The following is a 19,663-nucleotide window of genomic DNA, read 5'->3' as shown; positions in this document are numbered from 1 at the left end:
TTTCCAGTACCTGTAGCGACTTTTTTTTGACCTGAACAACGCAGCCAGTGTGCTTCCTTTTCTGCGCCATCCCACCCTCAGGGAAAAACCTCTTCCTTAAAGCATAGCCAAGGCTTTATCTGACTCCCGGTAAAAATTCAGGCATACGCATTTAGTTCTGATCTACGTATAAAGTGACAGGCATAAAAAAGGGGTGACTCAGCACCCCTTTTTTCATTTCGTTACGCTAATTGCCTCAACATGCGGCGGAGCGGCTCGGCGGCCCCCCAGAGGAGCTGATCGCCGACAGTGAAAGCGGAGAGATACTCCGGCCCCATATTCAGTTTACGCAACCGCCCAACCGGTGTGCTCAATGTCCCCGTGACCGCCGCTGGCGTCAGTTCGCGCATGGTAATGTCGCGATCGTTTGGCACCACTTTGGCCCACGGATTGTGCGCCGCCAGCAGTTCTTCCACTGTCGGGATCGACACGTCTTTCTTCAGTTTGAGGGTGAAGGCCTGGCTGTGGCAGCGCAGCGCACCAATACGCACGCACAGACCATCAACCGGAATCACGTTCTGGGTCGCGAGAATTTTGTTGGTTTCAGCCTGCCCTTTCCACTCTTCGCGGCTCTGGCCGTTATCGAGCTGTTTGTCGATCCATGGGATCAGGCTCCCGGCCAGCGGTACGCCGAAGTTGTCGACAGGCAGCTCGCCGCTGCGGGAAAGTGCAGTAACTTTGCGTTCGATATCAAGAATGGCCGACGCCGGGTTAGCCAGTTCATCCGCAACGTAGTGGTGCAGCGCGCCCATTTGGCTCAGTAGTTCACGCATATGGCGCGCGCCGCCGCCGGAGGCTGCTTGATAGGTGGCGACAGACGCCCACTCCACCAGGTCTTCCGCGAACAGGCCACCGAGGGACATCAGCATCAGGCTGACGGTACAGTTTCCGCCGACAAACGTTTTTACACCGTTATTGAGGCCGTCGGTAATGACAGCCTGGTTAACCGGATCCAGAATAATAATGGCGTCGTCATCCATGCGCAGCGAAGAGGCCGCGTCAATCCAGTAACCCTGCCAGCCGCTTTCACGCAGCTTTGGATAGATTTCGTTGGTATAATCGCCGCCCTGGCAGGTGACAATGATGTCGAGCGCCTTCAGCGCCTCCAGGTCGAAGGCATCCTGCAGCGTGCCGGCAGGCTGAGTGCCAAATGCAGGCGCAGCCTGACCGAACTGAGAGGTAGAGAAGAAGACCGGGCGGATGGCATCAAAATCGCGCTCTTCTACCATGCGTTGCATGAGTACAGAGCCGACCATTCCGCGCCAGCCGATAAAACCAACATTTTTCATAGCGTGTGTTCCTGCAGAGGTGTGTGCTGTTGTGCTGACCCCGTTTCCATCAAAAGAAGGTAGGGTATCCCTCACATTACAAAATGCAGCCAAAGTCGCAAGTGAAAAAAATCAATGATGCGTCATGATTAAGTAACATAACTAATTTAACGCGTTAATTTTAAACGCGTATCTACCGTGTAAAACACGATTATCAGGAAACTATGCAATGAGTGAAATCCTTTCCGCAGCGGTGTTGTTGATCCTGATTATGGATCCACTGGGGAACCTGCCGATTTTTATGTCGGTGCTGAAGCATACCGAGCCTAAGCGCCGTCGAGCGATCATGATACGTGAGCTCTTAATCGCCCTGCTTATCATGCTTATTTTCCTGTTCGCTGGAGAAAAAATCCTCGCGTTCCTGAACCTGAGCGCAGAGACGGTTTCTATCTCTGGCGGCATCATTTTGTTCCTGATTGCCATAAAGATGATTTTTCCGAGCGCCGAGGGCAGCAGTAACGGCTTACCGGCTGGAGAAGAACCGTTTATCGTACCGCTGGCTATTCCGTTGGTTGCCGGGCCGTCTTTGCTGGCGACGCTGATGCTGCTGTCACATCAGTATCCAAATAAGATGAGTCATTTAGTGCTCGCGCTGATGCTCGCCTGGGGCGGTACGGTGGCTATCTTGCTGCAGTCAGGGCTGTTTTTACGCCTGCTTGGCGAGAAAGGGGTAAATGCGCTGGAACGACTGATGGGGTTGATTTTGGTGATGCTGGCGACCCAAATGTTCCTCGACGGGATTCGGGTGTGGATGAAAGGCTAGGTAAAAGCAAAATGGCGACCTTTGGTCGCCATTTTTAGTGTGTGCTCCCTCTCCCCATGGGAGAGGGTTGGGGTGAGGGTTGAGGTGCGGGCATCAGACCGCACCTCATCGTACATTAGCTCAGAAGCGTAAACGCAATCATCCCAACTATTGCCCCCACAGTCCCTAAAATGGTTTCCATCATCGTCCATGTTTTCAGGGTTTGCGCTTCAGTCGCGCCGGTAAATTTACCGAACAGCCAGAAACCCGCATCATTCACGTGACTCACCACAATAGAACCACCTGCGATACAGATAGACAGAGCAGCCATCTGTGCACCGCTGTAATGCAGCGGCTCAATGACCGGCATCACCAGACCGACGGCCGTCAGACACGCCACGGTAGCGGAACCCTGAATGATGCGCACCGCGGCCGCCAGCACGAAGCAGGTAATGGCGATCGGCAGGCCCATGCCGGTCAACGCTTCACCGAGTGCCGGACCAACACCGGAATCTACCAGCACCTGTTTGAACACGCCTCCTGCACCGATCACCAGCAGAATAATACCGGCCGGTTGCAACGCCGCCCCGCAGATTTCCATCACCCGGTCTTTCGGCATGCCCTGACGCATCGCCAGGCCGTAAATCGCCACCAAACACGCAACGAGAATTGCGGTAAATGGATGGCCGATAAACTCGAACCACTCATACGCCGTAGAACCCTGCGGCACAAAGTGAGCCGCAATAGTTTTCAGGCCAACCAGTACCAGCGGAAGCAGGATCAGCGCGAGGCTGAAACCAAAGCTCGGCATTTTGCCTTCGCCCAGATGCGGCTCGGAGATATCGTCCGGAATATGCAGCTCAACGTGACGGCTGATGAAATTACCCCACAGCGGCCCGGCGATGATCATCCCGGGGATGGCCGCACATAGGCCAATCAAAATCATCCAGCCAAAATCTGCGTGCATTTGCGAAGCCAGCAGCATCGGCGCAGGCCCAGGCAACAGGAACGCCGCAGCCGCAGCCACGCCTGCAAACAGAGGAATAACCAGTTTCACCAGGTTGGTCCCGGTGTGACGCGCCATGGAAAACGCGACGCTAATCAGCAGCACGATGGCCACTTCGAAGAACAGCGGCAGCGCACAGATAAGCCCTGCGAGGCCTATCGCGTAATGCGCCCGACTGTGTCCGAAGGACTTCAGCATTTTGACGGCAATCTGATCGACCGCGCCAGTCTCGTGCAGAATTTTGCCAAACATTGCCCCCAGCGCAACCACGATCGCGAGGAAGCCGAGCGTGCCGCCCATCCCTTTTTGCATGGTGTCAGCGATTTTATCGAGCGGCATACCCGAGAAAAGCCCTGCACCAATAGACACCACCATCAAAGCAACGAAGGCGTGCATACGCGCCTTCATTACTAAAAACAGCAGCAGCAATACTGAGCCGACTGCCGTTAAAACAAGCGTTAATGTAGTCACTACTTACTGCCTTTGTTGATTAACTCAATAGTACTGGCGACAACGCCTTCCAGCGGCTGATCGATATCGACCACCAGCACGTCGGCTTCGTCCGTGCCCGGTTCTTGCAGCGTTTCAAACTGCGTGACCAGCATTTGGGTTTTGAAGAAGTGGCCTTTACGCGCTTTCAGGCGGCTTTCGATAACGTCGAAATCACCCTTCATATAGATAAAGGAGAGGTTCGGATTACCTTTGCGCAGCAGGTCACGGTAGGTTTTTTTCAGGGCTGAACAGACGATCAGCGACACTTTATTGGTGCGCTGCATCGCAAAAGCGGCGTCGTTCAGGGCCTGCAGCCACGGTTTGCGGTCGTCGTCGTTTAGCGCTTCGCCGGAGGACATTTTGACGATATTGCTGCGCGGATGGAGGAAGTCGCCATCAAGAAACGCGGCATGCAGCTGATACGCGACTTCGCTGGCGACGGCGGATTTACCGCTACCAGAGACGCCCATCAAAACGTAGACATGGTGATCATGGTTAGTTGTGCTCAAAGCGTTGCTCCCACAGGTCGATTTGTTACGGGTAACTGTTATCGGTAACATTGTCCTGCCGAGCTTATGGATAAGCAATAACCATCCGGACGATAAACTGCGTTGTGTGATCTACTTCAAACTTGTCAGTTTAAATTGATCCGCCTGGTGACAATGTGAAACCTAAATCTAACATCTTAGGCGTAACAATTTCACCACGAATGCGCGCCAGCAGGCGCTCAGCGCCGATGCGGCCCATGCGTTCACGCGGGGTCAGTACGCTCGCCAGACGCGGCTCCATCACCTGGCCGATATCGTGGCCGTGGAAACCGGCAATCGCCATGTCGTCGGGGATTTTTAAGCCCAGGCGCTGGCATTCAAACGCCGCGCCGACCGCAAGGTCATCGTTGGTACAGAAAATACCATCGAGCTGCGGATATTCACGACGCGCCTGGCGCATCAGCTCAATCCCGGAGGAGTAGGATGACGACTGCTCAACCATCACACTGTACGGCGTGAGGCCCGCTTCGTTCATCGCTTGCTCGTAGCCCTGCTGTTTGATGATGGTGCGTTCGTCGAGGCGTGCGCCAAGATAGGCGATGTGACGGTGCCCGCGCGAAATGATAGTGGCCGTCATCTGGCGGGCGGCTTCGAAGTTGTCGAAACCGACGGCGATATCAATGCACGGCGACTGGCTGTCCATCAGTTCAACTACCGGAATGCCGGACACTTCAATCATTTTGCGGGTGCGCGCAGTGTGGGTGCGCTCAGAAAGGATCAGCCCGTCGATGTTCCAGGAGAGCATCGACTCCAGACGCTCCTCTTCCATTTCCGGTTTGTAGCCGTAATGGGCGAGCATGGCCTGGTAGCCATAGGCATCGGTCACGCTTTCAATGCCTTTCAGCACTTCCGCGAAAACCTGGTTGGTCAGTGAAGGAAGAAGGACACCAATCGCGCGGCTGGTCGAGTTGGACAAAATGTCCGGGGCGCGGTTGGGGATGTAACCCAGTTCATCAAGCGCGATAGCAATTTTGCCACGCAGCGCCTCGGAAACCTGTTCCGGGTTACGCAGAAAACGACTGACCGTCATTTTGGTCACACCGACGCGATCGGCAACATCCTGAAGTACGGGTCTTTTCTTTTTCATCGTCCGGAGGCTGATAAAGGGGGAACATTTCCTCAGTTTATCATGGACGCAGCAGAACCTTCCCCCGTTGGGGAAAGGTTCTGAAATTTATTTAATCAGGATCATACCGGCGGCAGATCGAACAGCAGAATTTCAGCATCACTTTCGGCATGGACCGAAATAGCCTGCTCATCCCAGATGGCCAGGCCATCGGCAGTGGTCGCTTTGGTGCCGTTAATAGACACTTCACCTTTGACAACCTGGATCCACACCCGACGGTCGGCAGAAATCTGATGCACTGACTGCTCATCTTTCAACAGCGCCCAGCGATAGAGTTCCATGTCCTGGTTCACTTTCAGGGAACCGTCACGCGCATCCGGCGACAGCACCAGCTGTTTGCCCTGCTCGGCGTCAAAACGACGTTGCTCATAACGCGGCGTAATGCCGGTTTCCTGCGGAATAATCCAGATTTGATACAGGTGCAATTTTTCCGTTTTACTCGGGTTGTACTCCGAGTGACGCACGCCAGTCCCGGCGCTCATGATCTGGAATTCACCGGCGGGCACCTGCTCTTTGTTGCCCATGCTGTCTTCGTGCTCCACGGCCCCTTCCAGCACATAAGTCAGGATTTCCATGTCTTTGTGCGGGTGGGTGCCGAAGCCCTGACCGGCATCAATCACGTCGTCATTAATGACACGAAGCGCAGAGAAGCCCATGAAATTTGCATCGTAATAATTGGCGAACGAGAAGGTATGCCAGGAGTCCAGCCAGCCGTGATTTGCATGGCCACGTTCGTTTGCTTTGCGTAAGAAAATCATGATGTCTAACTCCGTATTCGTTTCGATGGAGTTAGTGTGGACCCGAACGCTTCAGGATGATAGTGGGTGAAAATTGACTCCTCTGTTCAAAATTTATGAACAACTTCAGAGGAGCCAAATCTGCTTATTTCGCGAGGGTTATCGTGGCAGGAGAAGCCTGTTCGAAGGCCCGCTCGAGGATCTCAAGATTGGTGAGAACTTCAGTTTCCTTGACGTAATTCGGCGCACCGTTTTTAAGCGTGTCGTACAGCGCATCGTATACCCGGCCATAGTCGCCAATTTCCGGTTTCACTTCTTCACGCACGCTGACGCCATCAGCGTTCATGTACTCGATGTGTCCGATGCTGTCGTCTGCACCAAAGTCTGGTTCACCCGGCATGATGTTGGCCTTGAGACTGGTTTCCTGCTGGTCGATGCCGTATTTCAGGTACGAGCCTTTGGTGCCGTGGACGATAAATTTCGGGTAATCGATTTTCACCAGATGGCTGGTTTTGACGATGGCTTTCAGGTCGCCATAAAAAAGCTGCGCTTCAAAAGTATCGTCCGGGTTAGCTTTATTGCGCAGGCTGCGGATGTCATACGCCACGTGATTCGGGCGACCAAACAGCGAGATAATCTGGTCCATGGTGTGCACACCCAGGCCGTAAAACGCGCCGTCCTGCGGCAGTCCCGGTTTGGTTTCCGCCACCGGACGGTACATGTCGAAATGGCTCTCAATTTCAACCAGCTCGCCGAGTTTGCCGCTCTCAATCACCTTTTTCGCTGTCAGGAAGCAGGAGTCAAAGCGACGGTTCTGGTACGGTGTGACCGTCAGTCCTTTCTCTTTTGCCAGCGCAAACAGCGCTTTCGCTTCGGCTAATGTCGGGGTGAACGGTTTTTCCACCAGCACATTTTTCCCGGCTTCCAGCGCCCGTTTCGCATAATCAAAATGGCTGTCGGCATGAGTACAAACCACCACCAACTTGACCTGCGGATCGTTCAGCACGTCGTTCAGATCGCTGGTGAAATGAATGTGCTGATACTGCGGCTGCTGCTCTTCCGGCTTCGGGCTACGACGATAAATATGCGCCACATGCCAGCTGTCTTTGCGGTTAAGAACGTACGGGAGGTGATAACGCGTGGTGCTTTTTCCGAAACCAATAAATGCACAATGTAGGGTCATGGCTCAGTCCTTTATAAGGTTACTTCTGGCTACCATAACGCAAGTTTATGTGCAGTGTCGCGTACTCAATGTACGTAAGGAGACCGAGCACTTTCCGGGGAAAAAATGGCCAGTAAGCCAGATTAAGATAGGCAAAAAAAAAGCCAGCGCGAGGCTGGCTATAAAATAATACTGGAAGCAATGTGAGCAATGTCGTGCTTTCAGGTTCTCCGTAAAGGGTCTCCCTGAACGCATGACAATAATAATCATTATCATTCGCACTTGTCTAGCCATTTTTGATAAAAATCAGCAGTTGACGAAATTTTGTGACTCGGAGATGTTAAAGGGGACAACTAACCGAAGGAGAAGAGGAATGAACACGAGTGAGATAAGAGTCCGCCACGTTGAAGCCACCGACGCAGCAGCTTTACATCTGATGCACACGCATGCGGATGTTTATCACTCGACGCTACAAATTCCTCATCCTTCCCTGGAGATGTGGCACGAACGCGTGGCCAGAAAACCGGGAAGAAAACAGCTCGTTGCTTGCCTCGACGAACGCGTAGTCGGCCATCTGACTGTCGATGTGATGGAGAATCCGCGTCGCAGTCACGTGGCGACGTTTGGGATCAGCATTGCATCGGAGTTCCAGAATCGCGGGGTCGGCAGCGCGTTGATGCGTGAGATGGTGAATCTGTGTGATAACTGGCTGCGCGTCGAACGCATTGAATTGACGGTGTTCATCGATAATCCATTAGCCATCGGCCTGTACCGCAAATTCGGTTTTGAGGTGGAAGGTACTGGGAAAAACTACGCCCTGCGCAACGGCGAATACGTGGATGCGTATTATATGGCGCGGATGAAACGTTAGCTTAACCCTCACCCCGACCCTCTCCCTAAAAGGGAGAGGGAGAAAACCGTTATACCACTTCACCCTTTCGGAGAGGGAGAAAACCGTTCTGCCACTTCACCTTTTCGGAGAGGGAGAAAACCGTTATACCGCTTCACCCTTTGGGAGAGGGCGAAACCGTTCTGTCCCAAAGGGTGAGGGGAAAATCAGTACCCCGCCGTTAAATCATCCACCGAGCGCGGATCCGATGCGCCATACAGCGTACCGTCCGGGCCGACCATGATGCTCTGCGTGCTGCCCATCGCTTCTTTCACCGCCACCTTCTGACCTTTATCCGTCAGCAGCTTCAGCGTATCCGGGCTAAAGCCCTTCTCAACCCGCAGCTCATCCGGCAGCCATTGGTGATGGAAACGCGGCGCGTTGGTCGCTTCGGCGATATTCATCCCAAAGTCGATGGTATTCACCACCATTTGCAGCACAGTGGTGATAATCCGGCTACCGCCCGGGCTACCGGTTACCAGCCAGGTTTTACCGTCTTTCACCACTATCGTTGGCGACATCGACGACAACGGACGCTTATGCGGCCCAACCGCGTTCGCATCCCCGCCGACCAGGCCGTACACGTTCGGCACGCCCGGTTTGGCAGAGAAGTCGTCCATCTGGTTGTTCATCAGGATGCCGCTATTCCCTGCCACAATGCCGGTACCGAACTCGGTATTCAGGGTATATGTCACCGCCACCGCATTGCCGTCTTTGTCCACCACCGAGAAATGCGTGGTCTGTTTACTTTCATACGGCGCGAGTTTCCCCGGACGGATCTGACTCGACGGTTTAGCTTTATTGATGTCGATTTCGTCAGCAATGGATTTGCCGTAAGCCTTGCTTGTCAACGCCTGCCACGGGACTTTGACAAAATCCGGGTCACCGAGGTATTCCGAGCGATCGGCATAGGCATGCTTCTCAGCTTCCGCCATGATTTGCATCGCGTCGGCACTGCCAAAACCGTATTTATGCATATCGAAGTTTTCGAGGATATTCAGGATTTCAACGATATGAATGCCCCCGGAAGACGGCGGCGGCATCGAGAACACCTGATAACCACGGTAGTCGCCGCTGATAGGCTCGCGCTCCACCGCTTTGTAATTCGCCAGGTCCTCTTTGGTTATCAGCCCGCCGTTCTTTTTCATTTCATTGGCAATCTGATCGGCAATTGCACCTTTATAAAACGCGTCCGGCCCATTCTCAGCAATCATCTCCAGGCTTTTCGCCAGATTGGTCTGCACCAGCTTGTCGCCTTTTTTCAGCGGCTCGCCGTCTTTCCAGAAAATGGCTTTACTGTTTTCGTGTTGAGGAATGACTTCAGGCCCGTAGGTTTTCAGGTCACCCGCCAGCGCATCGTTAACGATAAAGCCCTCTTTCGCGAGTTTGATGGCCGGACGCACCACTTTGTTGAGCGGCAGGGTGCCGTACTCTTTCAACGCCAGCGAGAAACCGGCCACAGTGCCTGGCGTACCGGATGCCAGGTGTGAAGTCAGCGATTTTTTGCTGTCGGGATTGCCCTGATCGTCGAGGAACATATCGCGCGTGGCCTGCGCGGGGGCCATTTCACGGAAATCGATCGATGTGGTTTTGCCGTCTTTAGTGCGCAGCAGCATAAAGCCACCGCCGCCGAGGTTCCCCGCCTGCGGGTGCGTGACGGCCAGCGCGTAACCCACGGCTACTGCGGCATCCACCGCATTCCCGCCCTGTTTAAGTATCTCCACGCCGACTTTCGTCGCCGTTTCATCCACCGATGCGACCATACCCTTCTGGGCCGTTACCGGGTGGAAAACGTCCTCTTCCACGCCGTAAGACACCGGCGGTGCAGCGGGCGACGGCTCGGTAGCTGCCACACTGAACGTCCCTCCTGCCAGCAGAGCAGCAATCGCCGCCCCGCGCCAAAAATGCGTTTCTGTCATTGTTATTCTCCAGGTGATGGGTGTTGTGTTCCCGCTTAATCCTGGTGCAGAAATCCTAAAAAATCATTGTTATGGACAATTGGAGGTACACTTAAAGAAGCCCCTGACGGGGAGGAGGAAAAGATGAAAAAGTTACTCATTCTTGCGGCACTCATGCCGTTTGCCGTTTTAGCACAGCCACTCAACACCACCAACAACCCCAACCAGCCAGGGTATGTGATCCCAAGCCAGCAGCGGATGCAGACTGAAATGAATACGCAGCAGCAACAGCAGAAAGGGATGTTGAATCAGCAGCTACAGAACCAAAACCAGGTTCAGCAGCAGCATTTGCAAACGCAGATGAATAGCAATCAGCAGCGGGTGCTGAACGGCCAGCCGGGGGAGCAGGTGCTGCCGAACACCAGCGGCGGGATGTTAAGCGGCAGCAATAGTGACAGAACGCTGAACAGTTCTCAGCAGCACATGCTGCCGCAGACTCAGAACGGTGACCTGCTGAGTACACCGTCTAACCCGCAGCCTCTTTCTCGTTAACAGTGAGCGGCACTACCGGAAGTCGGGCCCGATAACGTCAATTGCATCGGTGCAGATGCAATCCACGCCCCAGCGCAGCAACTCTGATGCCCGCTGGGGTTTGTTCACTGTGTACACCAGAATGTGCAGCCCCGCCGCTTTCAACATTTTCACCCGCGCCTCATCCAGCAACTTGTGATAAACGTGAATCGACACGCAGTCCAGTCGCGTGGTCAACGCCTGCCAGTCGTCGCGCCAGTCATCTAGTAACAGTCCGCGAGGCAGTTCAGGTGCCGCTTCTTGTGCGGCTGTCAACGCGTCGATATCAAACGATGAGAGCAGTGGCAACGTCGTGCCGGCCCACAGTTCACGTGCCGCCAGGGCGACCATTTTACCGGTCAGCGGCCCAGTGCCGGTGGTGGGTTTTATTTCGATATTAGCCATCATGCCATGCTCACGACAGCGCGCCGCCACCTGCGAAAGCAGCGGTAACGGCTCACCTTTAAACTCACGGCTAAACCAGCTTCCGGCATCAACATGCAGCAGTTTGTTCCACTCAAGTTCACCCGCCACGCCCCAACCGTTGCTGGTGCGCTCGAGGTTGTCATCATGTAGCAGGAAAATCTGTCCATCTTTTGACAGCTTAGCGTCAAACTCGATCATCGTGTGGCCGTAGCGCGCACCCACGTCAATCGCCGCAAGGGTGTTTTCCGGAGCCCGTTTACCGCCGCCACGGTGGGCGACGATGCGGGGATAAGGCCAGTTGCTCATACTCGTTGTCCTGTTTCACCATCAAACAGGTGCAGATGATTTTCCGGCAGATGCAGCCACAGCGTGGTACCTGCCGTCGGGCGCTGCTGATGCGCTAAACGCACCACCATTTTTTGCTCACCCCAGCGACCATGCGCGAGGTTATCTGCACCCAAAATTTCCAGCGTATCCATCACCAGCGGTACGCCACCTTCGGCCTGCGAGCTTAGCGCAATATGTTCCGGACGGATACCCAGCGTCATGCTGCGCCCGGCGTAGCCGCGATACAGCCAGTTCAACGGCAGCGCCATACCGCTATCGAGTTCGAAATGCGTGCCCGATGGGCTCACGCGCCCGTCGAGCAGATTCATCGCCGGGCTGCCGATAAAGCTCGCCACAAAGCGACTGGCAGGCTTTTCATACACGTCAACCGGGGTACCAATTTGCTCGGCAATGCCTTTGTTCATCACCAGCACCCGCTGGGCGAGGGTCATCGCTTCCACCTGATCGTGTGTTACGTACAGCGACGTCGTGTTCAGGCGGCGGTGCAATTGTTGCAGCTCGAGGCGCATCTGCACGCGGAGTTTGGCATCAAGATTAGACAGCGGTTCATCGAACAGGAACACTGCCGGATCGCGCACGATAGCGCGCCCCATCGCCACGCGCTGGCGCTGGCCGCCTGACAGTTCGCGCGGACGGCGTTTGAGTAACGCATCCAGCTCCAGAATACGCGCCGCCTCTTTCACGCGTTCAGCGATATGACTTTTGCCCATGCCGCGAATTTTCAGGCCCCAGGCCATGTTTTCTTCCACGCTCATGTGCGGATACAGGGCGTAGTTCTGGAACACCATCGCGATGCCGCGCTCTTTCGGTTCCAGTTCGGTCACGCGCTGGCGGTCAATCCAGATATCCCCGCTGGAAACACGCTCCAGCCCGGCCACCATGCGCAGCAGCGTCGATTTTCCGCAGCCTGACGGGCCAACCATCACAATAAACTCGCCGTCGGAGACGTCCAGCGTCAGCGGCGGGATCACCTGAGTTTTGCCGTTATCCCAGCTCTTGGTTACAGCCTGTAATTTCAATCCTGCCATCTTATTTCTCACTGTCGACCAGGCCGCGGACAAACGCACGCTGCATGGCTAATACGATAATAACGGGCGGGATCAGCGTCAGCAGCATCGCCGCCATCACCTGATTCCACGCCGTGGTACCTTCCCCGGTGGCTATCATCCCTTTGATACCGGCCACCGCCGTGCCGAGATCCGCGTCGGTGATAATTAGCAACGGCCACAGATACTGGTTCCAGCCGTAGATAAAGGTGATGACGAACAGCGCCGCGAGGTTGGTTTTCGACAGCGGCAGCACGATGTCGCGGAAAAAACGCATCGGCGACGCGCCGTCGATTCGGGCGGCTTCCATCAGTTCATCCGGCAGCGTCATAAAGAACTGGCGGAACAGGAAAGTCGCGGTCGCCGAGGCCATCAGCGGCAGCGTCAGCCCGGTGTAGCTGTCGAGCAATTTGAGGTTGGCTATCACCTCCACCGTGGGGAAAATTCGCACTTCGACCGGCAGCATCAGGGTGATAAAAATCATCCAGAAGAACAGGTTACGCAGCGGAAAGCGAAACCAGACGATGGCAAAGGCTGAAAGCATCGACACTGCTATTTTCCCCACCGTGATGGTAAAAGCCATGACGAAGCTGTTCAGCAACAGCAGCCAGAACGGCGCGCTGTTGACCCCGACGCCCTGTAGCCAGATGGTTTTCATGTTCTCGAGTAGATGCGAGCCGGGGATAAGCGTCATTGGTGTGGCGAAAACGGCTTTGTCATCCAGCGTTGCCGCGACAAACGCGACGTACAGCGGGAACAGGATCACTGCAATCCCCAGAATCAACATGATGTGGCTGAAACAGGTCAGCCCGCGACGATGTTCAATCATTGATAGCGCACCTTACTTTCCACGTAGCGGAACTGAACCACCGTTAACACAATCACCAGCCCCATTAGCACTACCGACTGCGCCGCCGATGCAGACAGGTCCAGCCCGGCATAGCCTTCGCGGTAAATTTTGTAGATAAGCGTGGTGGTGGCTTGCACTGGGCCGCCCGCCGTCGCCGCGTCAATCACCGGGAAGGTGTCGAAGAAGGCGTACACCAGATTGACCACCAGCAGGAAGAAGCTCACCGGGGCAATCAGCGGCAGCGCAATGGCAAAGAAGCGGCGCACCGGGCCTGCGCCGTCAATAGCGGCGGCTTCCACCAGCGAGCGGGGAATGGATTGCAACGCGGCAAAGAAGAACAGGAAGTTGTAGCTGATTTGCTTCCACACCGAGGCGAAGACCACGAGGAACATCGCCTGACCGCTGTTTTGCGCGTGGTTCCAGTTATAGCCCACCATTTCCAGCCAGTGGGTGATCAGACCGCGACCGGGGTTGAAGAGGAAAATCCACAGCACTGCGGCGATGGCCGGGGCGACGGCGTAGGGCAGCAGCATAAGGGTTTGGTATATGCGGCTGCCGCGCACCACATAATCAACCAGCGCGGCGAAGAACAGCGACACCAGCAGACCGCTGATGGTGACCATGCCGCTGAATTTCATGGTGGTCCAGAATGCATCGAGATAGTAGCTGTCGTGGAACAAAGCGATGAAATTATCGAAGCCGACAAATTCACTGGAGAGCCCGAACGGATCGACGTTCTGCAGCGAATACCACAGCGCTTCTCCCGCAGGCCAGATAAAGAAAATGACAGTAATGACGAGCTGCGGCGCGACCAGCGCATAGGGCAGCCAGCGCGAGCGAAATACCGGACGAGATGATGACATAATTATGCTCAATGTTATTTCCTGACCCCCCTCACCCCAGCCCTCTCCCCAAAGGGGCGAGGGAGAAAAGACAGCGCCCTTTATTACCTATGCCACAAGGGAACATACAGCACCGGGCTGTCCCCTCTCCCCTGGAGGGCGAGGGAGAAAAGACAGCGCCCTTTGCCTATGCCACAAGGGAACATACAGCACCGGGCTGTCCCCTCTCCCCTGGAGGGCGAGGGAGAAAAGACAGCGCCCTTTGCCTATGCCACAAGGGAACATACAGCACCGAGCTGTCCCCTCTCCCCTGGGGGGAGAGGGTGAGGGTGAGGGTGAGGGGTTTCCCAATTACGATTTCGTTGATTTCTCAAAGCGACGCAGCAGCTGATTCCCACGCTCGACGGCGGCATCCAGCGCCTGCTGCGGGGTTTTCTTGCCGGTCCATACCGATTCCAGCTCTTCATCCACAATAGTGCGGATCTGCGGCATATTGCCCAGACGCAGACCTTTGGTGAATGGCAGAGGCGGTTTGTTCATCATCTGACGCGTGGCGATATCTGCCCCCGGGTTCTTATCGTAGAAACCCTGCTGACGGGTCAGGTCATATGCTGCCTTGGTGATCGGCAGATAACCGGTTTTCTGGTGCCATTCGGCAGCGATTTCCGGTTTGGTCAGGAAGTCGAGGAACTCCGCCACGCCTTTGTAGGTATCTTTGTCTTTGCCTTGCATCACCCACAAACTGGCCCCGCCGATAATGGCGTTCTGCGGGCCGCCCTTGGCGTCAGCGTCGTACGGCATCATGCCCACGCCGTAGTTAAACTTGGCGTACTGACGGATGTCCGCCAACGACCCAGAAGACGCGGTGGTAATGGCGCAGTCGCCGCTGTAGAACTTCTCGGTGGACTCATCTTTGCGCCCGAAGTAGCTGAAATCGCCCTTCTTGTTCAGCGCTTCCAGCATCGCAATGTGCTTCACTTGCTCCGGCTGGTTGAAATCCAGTACCGCGTCGGTGCCGTCAAAGCCGTTGTTTTTGGTCGCAAACGGCAGACCGTTCCAGGCGCTGAAGTTTTCCAGTTGGATCCAACCCTGCCAGCCGCTGGCGTAGCCGCACTTCATGCCTGCCGCTTTCAGTTTGGCGGTGTATTCCGCCAGGTCCTGCCAGGTTTTCGGCGGCTGGTCCGGATTTAATCCGGCCTTTTTGAACGCGTCTTTGTTGTAGTACAGCACCGGCGTTGAGCTGTTAAACGGCTGGCTTAGCAGGTGGCCAGTTTTGGAATCGGTGTAGTAGCCCGATACCGTCGGCACGAACTGCGACTCGTCGAACGCAATGCCTGCATCGCTGAACACTTCGTACACGGGTTTGATGGCTTTCGACGCCATCATGGTCGCGGTGCCGACTTCATAAACCTGCAAAATAGCCGGAGCGTTACCGGTGCGGAAGGCCGCAATCCCGGCCGCCAGGCTCTGTTCGTAGTTGCCTTTATAAACCGGCACAATTTTGTAATCAGGATGGGCGTCGTTAAAACGCTGGGCGAGGGAATCAACTTCTTTGCCCAACTCCCCTTCCATGGAATGCCAGAACGGAACGGTAGTGACCGCCATGGCCTGGGAGACAAAGGTCAGTCCCAGCGTCAGAGCTAAAGCTGTGTGTCGTAACGATGTCATTCGGTTATCTCTCTTGTTGTGCCGGATGCGCGTAATCACGCGTTTTTGTTCGCAACACAACATGACATGCGCGTATGACAGAAATAGAGATGAAAGATGACGAAGCGGTGACAGCCAGGCTTCAGAGAGATGATGGAACGGTGAACATGGGGACGGGTTTGGACGACCTGATGCCTCACCCCGCCCCCTCCCATGGGAGAAGGTGAGGGTGAGGGTTTTTACTCAACCACCTAAATACGCACTCCGCACCGCTTCGTTGGCCAACAGCGCGTCACCGGTGTCTTCCAGCACCACGTGACCGTTTTCCAGCACGTAGCCACGGTCAGCGAGTTTCAGCGCCTGGTTGGCGTTCTGCTCGACGAGGAAGATGGTCATTCCCTCTTTGCGCAGTTGCTCAATGGTGTCGAAAATTTGCTGGATGATGATCGGCGCCAGACCCAACGACGGCTCGTCGAGCAGCAGCAGACGCGGCTGGCTCATCAGCGCGCGGCCTATCGCCAGCATCTGTTGCTCCCCACCGGACATGGTGCCTGCACGTTGAACACGACGCTCCCATAGGCGCGGGAACAGTTCGTATACCCACTTAATGCGCGTCTGATACTCGCTGCGGTCGGCAAAAAAGCCGCCCATCGCCAGGTTCTCATCCACGGTCATGCGGGAAAACACGCGACGCCCTTCCGGCACAATCGCCACCGCTTCACGCATGATTTTCGCGGTCTGCCAGTCGGTAATATCTTTGCCATCAAAGGTCACACGCCCGCTGGAAGCGCGTGGGTCACCGCACAGCGTGCCGAGCAGCGTAGTTTTACCCGCGCCGTTCGCGCCAATCAGCGTCACGATTTCACCCTGATTGATATGCAGGCTGACCTCGTGCAGGGCCTGAATTTTGCCGTAATGGGCGCTGACTTTGTCAAAGGACAACATGACTTTTTCCATCTTATGCCTCACCCAAATAGGCGCGAATAACGTCAGGATTATTGCGGATCTCTTCCGGCGTGCCGTTAGCCAACGGCGTTCCCTGATTCACGACGTAAATACGATCGGAAATACCCATCACCAGCTTCATGTCGTGCTCAATCAGCAAAATGGAGGTGTTGTGATGGCTGCGCAGTTCGGCAATCAGCTCATCCAGCTCTTTGGTTTCTCTCGGGTTCAGCCCTGCTGCCGGTTCATCAAGCATCAGGATTTCCGGCTGCGTCACCATACAGCGCGCAATTTCCAGACGGCGCTGATCGCCGTAGGCCAGGTTGCTCGCCTGACGGTTCGCGTGTGCCAGCAGGCCGATACGATCGAGCCACGTCGCGGCACGGTCCAGCGCCTCGCTCTGCGCTTTGCGGAACGACGGCGTTTTCAGCAGCCCGGAAAACACGCCGGTTTTCAGCTGCTTATGTTGCGCCACCAGCAGATTTTCAATCACCGTCATTTCGCGGAACAGACGCACGTGCTGGAAAGTACGCACCACGCCCATCTGCGCAATTTTCTGGCCCGGCAGGCCTTCAAGATGCTTGTCTCCCAGCATGATGCTGCCGCCCGTCGGCTTATAGAAACCGGTCAGGCAGTTGAAAACCGTGGTTTTCCCGGCACCGTTTGGGCCAATCAGCGAGACGATTTCCTGCGGGTGCAGTTCAAGATTGACGTTATTGACCGCCAGCAGGCCGCCAAAACGCATCATCAGGCCGTTAACGGATAATAATGGCTGACTCATGCCTGCTCTCCTTTGGTCTGTCCGCTTTTCAGTTTCAGCTGTGGACGGGTCATCGGCAGCAAGCCTTGTGGACGCCAGATCATCATCAGAACCATCAAACCACCCAGCATTAACATGCTGTATTCGTTGAAATCACGCATCAGTTCGCGCGATACCACCAGCAGCACTGCTGCGAGGATCACGGCAAACTGCGAGCCCATTCCGCCCAGCACCACAATCGCCAGCACGAATGCCGATTCGGCGAAGGTGAAGGATTCCGGGCTGACAAAGCCCTGACGGGCGGCGAACAGCGTGCCGGCAAACCCCGCAAACGCGGCACTGATAGTAAACGCCGTCAGCTTGATACGCGTCGGGTTCAGGCCCAGCGAACGACAGGCAATTTCATCTTCACGCAGCGCTTCCCACGCGCGACCCAACGGCATCCGCAACAAGCGGTTGATCACAAACAGGGTAAAGACCACCAGCAGCAATGCCACCAGATAAAGGAAAATCACGCGATCGCTCGGGTCATACTTCAAATTAAAGAAGTGGCTGAAGGTATCCCAGCCGCCTTCGCGAGCGGTACGGCTAAATTCCAGGCCAAACAGCGTCGGTTTCGGGATCTGGCTGATACCGTTCGGACCACCGGTGATTTCGGTGTTATTCAGCAGCAGAATACGCACAATTTCACCGAAGCCGAGAGTCACTATCGCCAGATAGTCACCGCGCAAACGCAGTACCGGGAAGCCCAACAGGAAACCTGCGGCAGCTGACACCAGCCCTGCCAGTGGCAGACAGGTCCAGAAGCCGAGGCCGTAATAGTGATTCAGCAGCGCAAAGGTGTACGCGCCGATGGCGTAGAACCCACCGTAACCCAACACTAACAGACCGGACAGCCCGACTACGACGTTCAGACCGAGACCGAGAATAATGTAGATCATGGTCAGGGTCGCGATATCGATAGTGCCGCGAGACACCATGAACGGCCAGGCAACAGCAATGACCAGCAGCGCAATCAGGAACAATTTTTGTTTAACGGTAGAGCCATCAATCGCTGGCAGCACCAGCTTCGGTCCGGAAATGTTTTTCAGGCTCTTCTGCACCAGTGGGCGCAGCAGCTGGAAGAAAAACACCACTGCGGTGCCGATATAAATCCACTGCCAGCGGATGTCAGCGGCGGTATCAACCACCAGTTTGGTGCCATTCAGTTGCAGCTGAACGCCCATAAAGACGCCCGCCAGCACGAAGAACATGGCGGCTGAAAGCAGGGCCATCGCAAAATGCATCGGTTTCATACTTTTTCTACCTCCGGACGACCCAGGATCCCGGTCGGCATCACCAGCAGTACGACTATCAGCAGCGCGAAAGACACCACGTCTTTGTATTCGGTACTCAGGTAAGCGGAGGACAGTGCTTCGGCCACGCCCAGAATCAGGCCGCCGATCATTGCTCCTGGAATACTGCCAATCCCACCGAGAACCGCAGCCGTAAAGGCCTTCATCCCAGCCATAAAGCCGATGTACGGGTTAATTACGCCGTAGAACTGACCGAGCAGAACGCCCGCCACCGCCGCCATCGCCGCGCCGATAACGAACGTCAGGGCAATAACGCGGTCGGTGTTGATGCCGAGCAGGCTCGCCATTTTCAGGTCTTCTGCGCAGGCGCGGCAGGCGCGGCCCATGCGGGAATAGCGGATAAACACCGTCAGAGCCAGCATCGCCACAAAAGTCACAATCCAGATAACGAGCTGCATAGTGGTGATACTGGCGGCGAAGTTTTCGCTGCTGCCGATAATCCACTGGCCGTTAAACAGGCTTGGCAACGCGATGTCGCGCGAGCCTTCCGTCAGGCTGACGTAGTTTTGCAGGAAGATGGACATCCCGATGGCGGAGATCAGAGCAATCAGACGTTTAGAGCTGCGAACCGGTCGATACGCCACACGTTCAATGCTCCAACCGTAGGCGCTGGCGATGATAATCGCCCCGACGAATCCGGCGCCCACCAGCAGCCAGCCGGTGTCGATACCCATCATCATCAGCGCAGCGATGATCATGAACGACACATAGCTGCCGATCATGTACACCTCGCCGTGGGCGAAGTTGATCATCCCGATGATGCCATACACCATGGTGTAACCGATGGCGATCAGTGCATAGGTGCTTCCCAGCGTGACGCCGTTAAACATCTGCTGCAGGAAATAGAGGAACTGCTCTGACATAAGGTAACCTTTTTATAACCGCCCGGCAGGTGTACGGGCGGCAG

Annotated in this window: 19 protein-coding genes; 3 read left to right on the top strand and 16 right to left on the bottom strand. The window is 55.4% G+C overall.

Annotation, left to right across the window (positions count from 1 at the left end; all coding sequences use genetic code 11):
• Nucleotides 1–221: 221 nt before the first annotated feature.
• Nucleotides 222–1,328, bottom strand: coding sequence for an aspartate-semialdehyde dehydrogenase (asd, locus tag MUU46_RS12525; RefSeq protein WP_159757543.1), 1,107 nt, complete (start codon nucleotides 1,326–1,328; stop codon nucleotides 222–224).
• 208 nt (nucleotides 1,329–1,536) lie between these two features.
• Between asd and MUU46_RS12520 the strand changes: the two genes are divergently transcribed.
• Nucleotides 1,537–2,130, top strand: coding sequence for a YhgN family NAAT transporter (locus MUU46_RS12520; RefSeq protein ID WP_159757540.1), 594 nt, complete (start codon nucleotides 1,537–1,539; stop codon nucleotides 2,128–2,130).
• A gap of 115 nt (nucleotides 2,131–2,245) precedes the next feature.
• On the opposite strand, the gene gntU is transcribed toward MUU46_RS12520, so the two are convergent.
• From gntU to MUU46_RS12495, 5 genes are all read right to left on the bottom strand, one after another.
• Nucleotides 2,246–3,586 carry a gluconate transporter gene (gntU, locus tag MUU46_RS12515; RefSeq protein ID WP_159757537.1) on the bottom strand — a complete coding sequence of 447 codons (1,341 nt, stop codon included), beginning with the start codon at nucleotides 3,584–3,586 and terminating at the stop codon, nucleotides 2,246–2,248.
• Nucleotides 3,586–4,116 (bottom strand): gluconokinase, encoded by a 531-nt coding sequence (gene gntK / locus MUU46_RS12510; protein ID WP_159757534.1) that lies wholly within the window; start codon nucleotides 4,114–4,116, stop codon nucleotides 3,586–3,588. The genes gntU and gntK overlap by 1 nt, the downstream gene beginning before the upstream one ends.
• 130 nt (nucleotides 4,117–4,246) lie before the next feature.
• Nucleotides 4,247–5,242: a gluconate operon transcriptional repressor GntR gene (gene gntR / locus MUU46_RS12505; RefSeq protein WP_258965682.1), complete on the bottom strand. Its 996-nt coding sequence runs from the start codon at nucleotides 5,240–5,242 to the stop codon at nucleotides 4,247–4,249.
• Nucleotides 5,243–5,343: 101 nt separating this feature from the next.
• Entirely contained in the window at nucleotides 5,344–6,039 is a 696-nt protein-coding gene (locus tag MUU46_RS12500) for a pirin family protein (RefSeq protein ID WP_159757528.1), read from the bottom strand.
• Nucleotides 6,040–6,163: 124 nt separating this feature from the next.
• Entirely contained in the window at nucleotides 6,164–7,201 is a 1,038-nt protein-coding gene (locus tag MUU46_RS12495; RefSeq protein ID WP_258965681.1) for an oxidoreductase, read from the bottom strand.
• Nucleotides 7,202–7,553: 352 nt separating this feature from the next.
• Between MUU46_RS12495 and yhhY the strand changes: the two genes are divergently transcribed.
• Nucleotides 7,554–8,051 (top strand): N-acetyltransferase, encoded by a 498-nt coding sequence (yhhY, locus tag MUU46_RS12490; protein ID WP_258965680.1) that lies wholly within the window; start codon nucleotides 7,554–7,556, stop codon nucleotides 8,049–8,051.
• A gap of 185 nt (nucleotides 8,052–8,236) precedes the next feature.
• Here yhhY and ggt read toward each other — a convergent pair whose 3' ends face one another.
• Nucleotides 8,237–9,988 carry a gamma-glutamyltransferase gene (gene ggt / locus MUU46_RS12485; RefSeq protein ID WP_258965679.1) on the bottom strand — a complete coding sequence of 584 codons (1,752 nt, stop codon included), beginning with the start codon at nucleotides 9,986–9,988 and terminating at the stop codon, nucleotides 8,237–8,239.
• A 123-nt stretch (nucleotides 9,989–10,111) separates the two neighbouring features.
• On the opposite strand from ggt, the gene MUU46_RS12480 reads away from it, so the two are divergent.
• Nucleotides 10,112–10,519, top strand: a complete 408-nt coding sequence (locus MUU46_RS12480; RefSeq protein WP_159757516.1) for a DUF2756 family protein — start codon at nucleotides 10,112–10,114, stop codon at nucleotides 10,517–10,519.
• A 12-nt stretch (nucleotides 10,520–10,531) separates the two neighbouring features.
• Here MUU46_RS12480 and ugpQ read toward each other — a convergent pair whose 3' ends face one another.
• The 9 genes from ugpQ to livH all read right to left on the bottom strand — a co-directional run bounded on the left by ugpQ (nucleotide 10,532) and on the right by livH (nucleotide 19,619).
• The gene (gene ugpQ / locus MUU46_RS12475) at nucleotides 10,532–11,269 is read right to left on the bottom strand and encodes a glycerophosphodiester phosphodiesterase (protein WP_159757513.1); all 738 of its coding nucleotides are present in this window, start codon (nucleotides 11,267–11,269) and stop codon (nucleotides 10,532–10,534) included.
• Nucleotides 11,266–12,339: a sn-glycerol-3-phosphate import ATP-binding protein UgpC gene (locus MUU46_RS12470; protein WP_258965678.1), complete on the bottom strand. Its 1,074-nt coding sequence runs from the start codon at nucleotides 12,337–12,339 to the stop codon at nucleotides 11,266–11,268. The genes ugpQ and MUU46_RS12470 overlap by 4 nt, the downstream gene beginning before the upstream one ends.
• A gap of 1 nt (nucleotide 12,340) precedes the next feature.
• Nucleotides 12,341–13,186, bottom strand: coding sequence for a sn-glycerol-3-phosphate ABC transporter permease UgpE (ugpE, locus tag MUU46_RS12465; protein ID WP_258965677.1), 846 nt, complete (start codon nucleotides 13,184–13,186; stop codon nucleotides 12,341–12,343).
• Entirely contained in the window at nucleotides 13,183–14,070 is an 888-nt protein-coding gene (ugpA, locus tag MUU46_RS12460; protein WP_159757504.1) for a sn-glycerol-3-phosphate ABC transporter permease UgpA, read from the bottom strand. The genes ugpE and ugpA overlap by 4 nt, the downstream gene beginning before the upstream one ends.
• 330 nt (nucleotides 14,071–14,400) lie before the next feature.
• Nucleotides 14,401–15,717, bottom strand: a complete 1,317-nt coding sequence (gene ugpB / locus MUU46_RS12455) for a sn-glycerol-3-phosphate ABC transporter substrate-binding protein UgpB (protein ID WP_258965676.1) — start codon at nucleotides 15,715–15,717, stop codon at nucleotides 14,401–14,403.
• A 222-nt stretch (nucleotides 15,718–15,939) separates the two neighbouring features.
• Nucleotides 15,940–16,653: a high-affinity branched-chain amino acid ABC transporter ATP-binding protein LivF gene (gene livF / locus MUU46_RS12450; RefSeq protein ID WP_159757498.1), complete on the bottom strand. Its 714-nt coding sequence runs from the start codon at nucleotides 16,651–16,653 to the stop codon at nucleotides 15,940–15,942.
• Between the two features lies 1 nt (nucleotide 16,654).
• A complete protein-coding gene (gene livG / locus MUU46_RS12445; RefSeq protein ID WP_159757495.1) occupies nucleotides 16,655–17,422 on the bottom strand; it encodes a high-affinity branched-chain amino acid ABC transporter ATP-binding protein LivG in 768 nt (255 codons plus the stop codon).
• Complete coding sequence (locus MUU46_RS12440; protein WP_258965675.1) at nucleotides 17,419–18,696, bottom strand: high-affinity branched-chain amino acid ABC transporter permease LivM; 1,278 nt, start codon at nucleotides 18,694–18,696, stop codon at nucleotides 17,419–17,421. The genes livG and MUU46_RS12440 overlap by 4 nt, the downstream gene beginning before the upstream one ends.
• Nucleotides 18,693–19,619: a high-affinity branched-chain amino acid ABC transporter permease LivH gene (livH, locus tag MUU46_RS12435; RefSeq protein ID WP_125354955.1), complete on the bottom strand. Its 927-nt coding sequence runs from the start codon at nucleotides 19,617–19,619 to the stop codon at nucleotides 18,693–18,695. Before livH ends, MUU46_RS12440 begins: the two co-directional genes overlap by 4 nt.
• Nucleotides 19,620–19,663: the final 44 nt, after the last annotated feature.

This window comes from Scandinavium tedordense (genome assembly GCF_024764965.1).
Classification (GTDB): domain Bacteria; phylum Pseudomonadota; class Gammaproteobacteria; order Enterobacterales; family Enterobacteriaceae; genus Scandinavium; species Scandinavium tedordense.
The sequence above is the reverse complement of the archived record's forward strand: the minus strand, read 5'-3'. Positions and strand labels throughout refer to the sequence as shown.

Excerpts from the sequence above, each read along its gene's own strand:
- MUU46_RS12500 (WP_159757528.1), bottom strand. The coding sequence starts at position 6,039 with ATGATTTTCTTACGCAAAGCAAACGAACGTGGCCATGCAAATCACGGC.
- MUU46_RS12495 (WP_258965681.1), bottom strand. The coding sequence starts at position 7,201 with ATGACCCTACATTGTGCATTTATTGGTTTCGGAAAAAGCACCACGCGT.
- ugpA (WP_159757504.1), bottom strand. The coding sequence starts at position 14,070 with ATGTCATCATCTCGTCCGGTATTTCGCTCGCGCTGGCTGCCCTATGCG.
- ugpE (WP_258965677.1), bottom strand. The coding sequence starts at position 13,186 with ATGATTGAACATCGTCGCGGGCTGACCTGTTTCAGCCACATCATGTTG.
- ugpQ (WP_159757513.1), bottom strand. The coding sequence starts at position 11,269 with ATGAGCAACTGGCCTTATCCCCGCATCGTCGCCCACCGTGGCGGCGGT.
- livG (WP_159757495.1), bottom strand. The coding sequence starts at position 17,422 with ATGAGTCAGCCATTATTATCCGTTAACGGCCTGATGATGCGTTTTGGC.
- MUU46_RS12440 (WP_258965675.1), bottom strand. The coding sequence starts at position 18,696 with ATGAAACCGATGCATTTTGCGATGGCCCTGCTTTCAGCCGCCATGTTC.
- livF (WP_159757498.1), bottom strand. The coding sequence starts at position 16,653 with ATGGAAAAAGTCATGTTGTCCTTTGACAAAGTCAGCGCCCATTACGGC.
- MUU46_RS12470 (WP_258965678.1), bottom strand. The coding sequence starts at position 12,339 with ATGGCAGGATTGAAATTACAGGCTGTAACCAAGAGCTGGGATAACGGC.
- livH (WP_125354955.1), bottom strand. The coding sequence starts at position 19,619 with ATGTCAGAGCAGTTCCTCTATTTCCTGCAGCAGATGTTTAACGGCGTC.
- asd (WP_159757543.1), bottom strand. The coding sequence starts at position 1,328 with ATGAAAAATGTTGGTTTTATCGGCTGGCGCGGAATGGTCGGCTCTGTA.
- MUU46_RS12480 (WP_159757516.1), top strand. The coding sequence starts at position 10,112 with ATGAAAAAGTTACTCATTCTTGCGGCACTCATGCCGTTTGCCGTTTTA.
- ggt (WP_258965679.1), bottom strand. The coding sequence starts at position 9,988 with ATGACAGAAACGCATTTTTGGCGCGGGGCGGCGATTGCTGCTCTGCTG.
- yhhY (WP_258965680.1), top strand. The coding sequence starts at position 7,554 with ATGAACACGAGTGAGATAAGAGTCCGCCACGTTGAAGCCACCGACGCA.
- MUU46_RS12520 (WP_159757540.1), top strand. The coding sequence starts at position 1,537 with ATGAGTGAAATCCTTTCCGCAGCGGTGTTGTTGATCCTGATTATGGAT.
- gntR (WP_258965682.1), bottom strand. The coding sequence starts at position 5,242 with ATGAAAAAGAAAAGACCCGTACTTCAGGATGTTGCCGATCGCGTCGGT.
- ugpB (WP_258965676.1), bottom strand. The coding sequence starts at position 15,717 with ATGACATCGTTACGACACACAGCTTTAGCTCTGACGCTGGGACTGACC.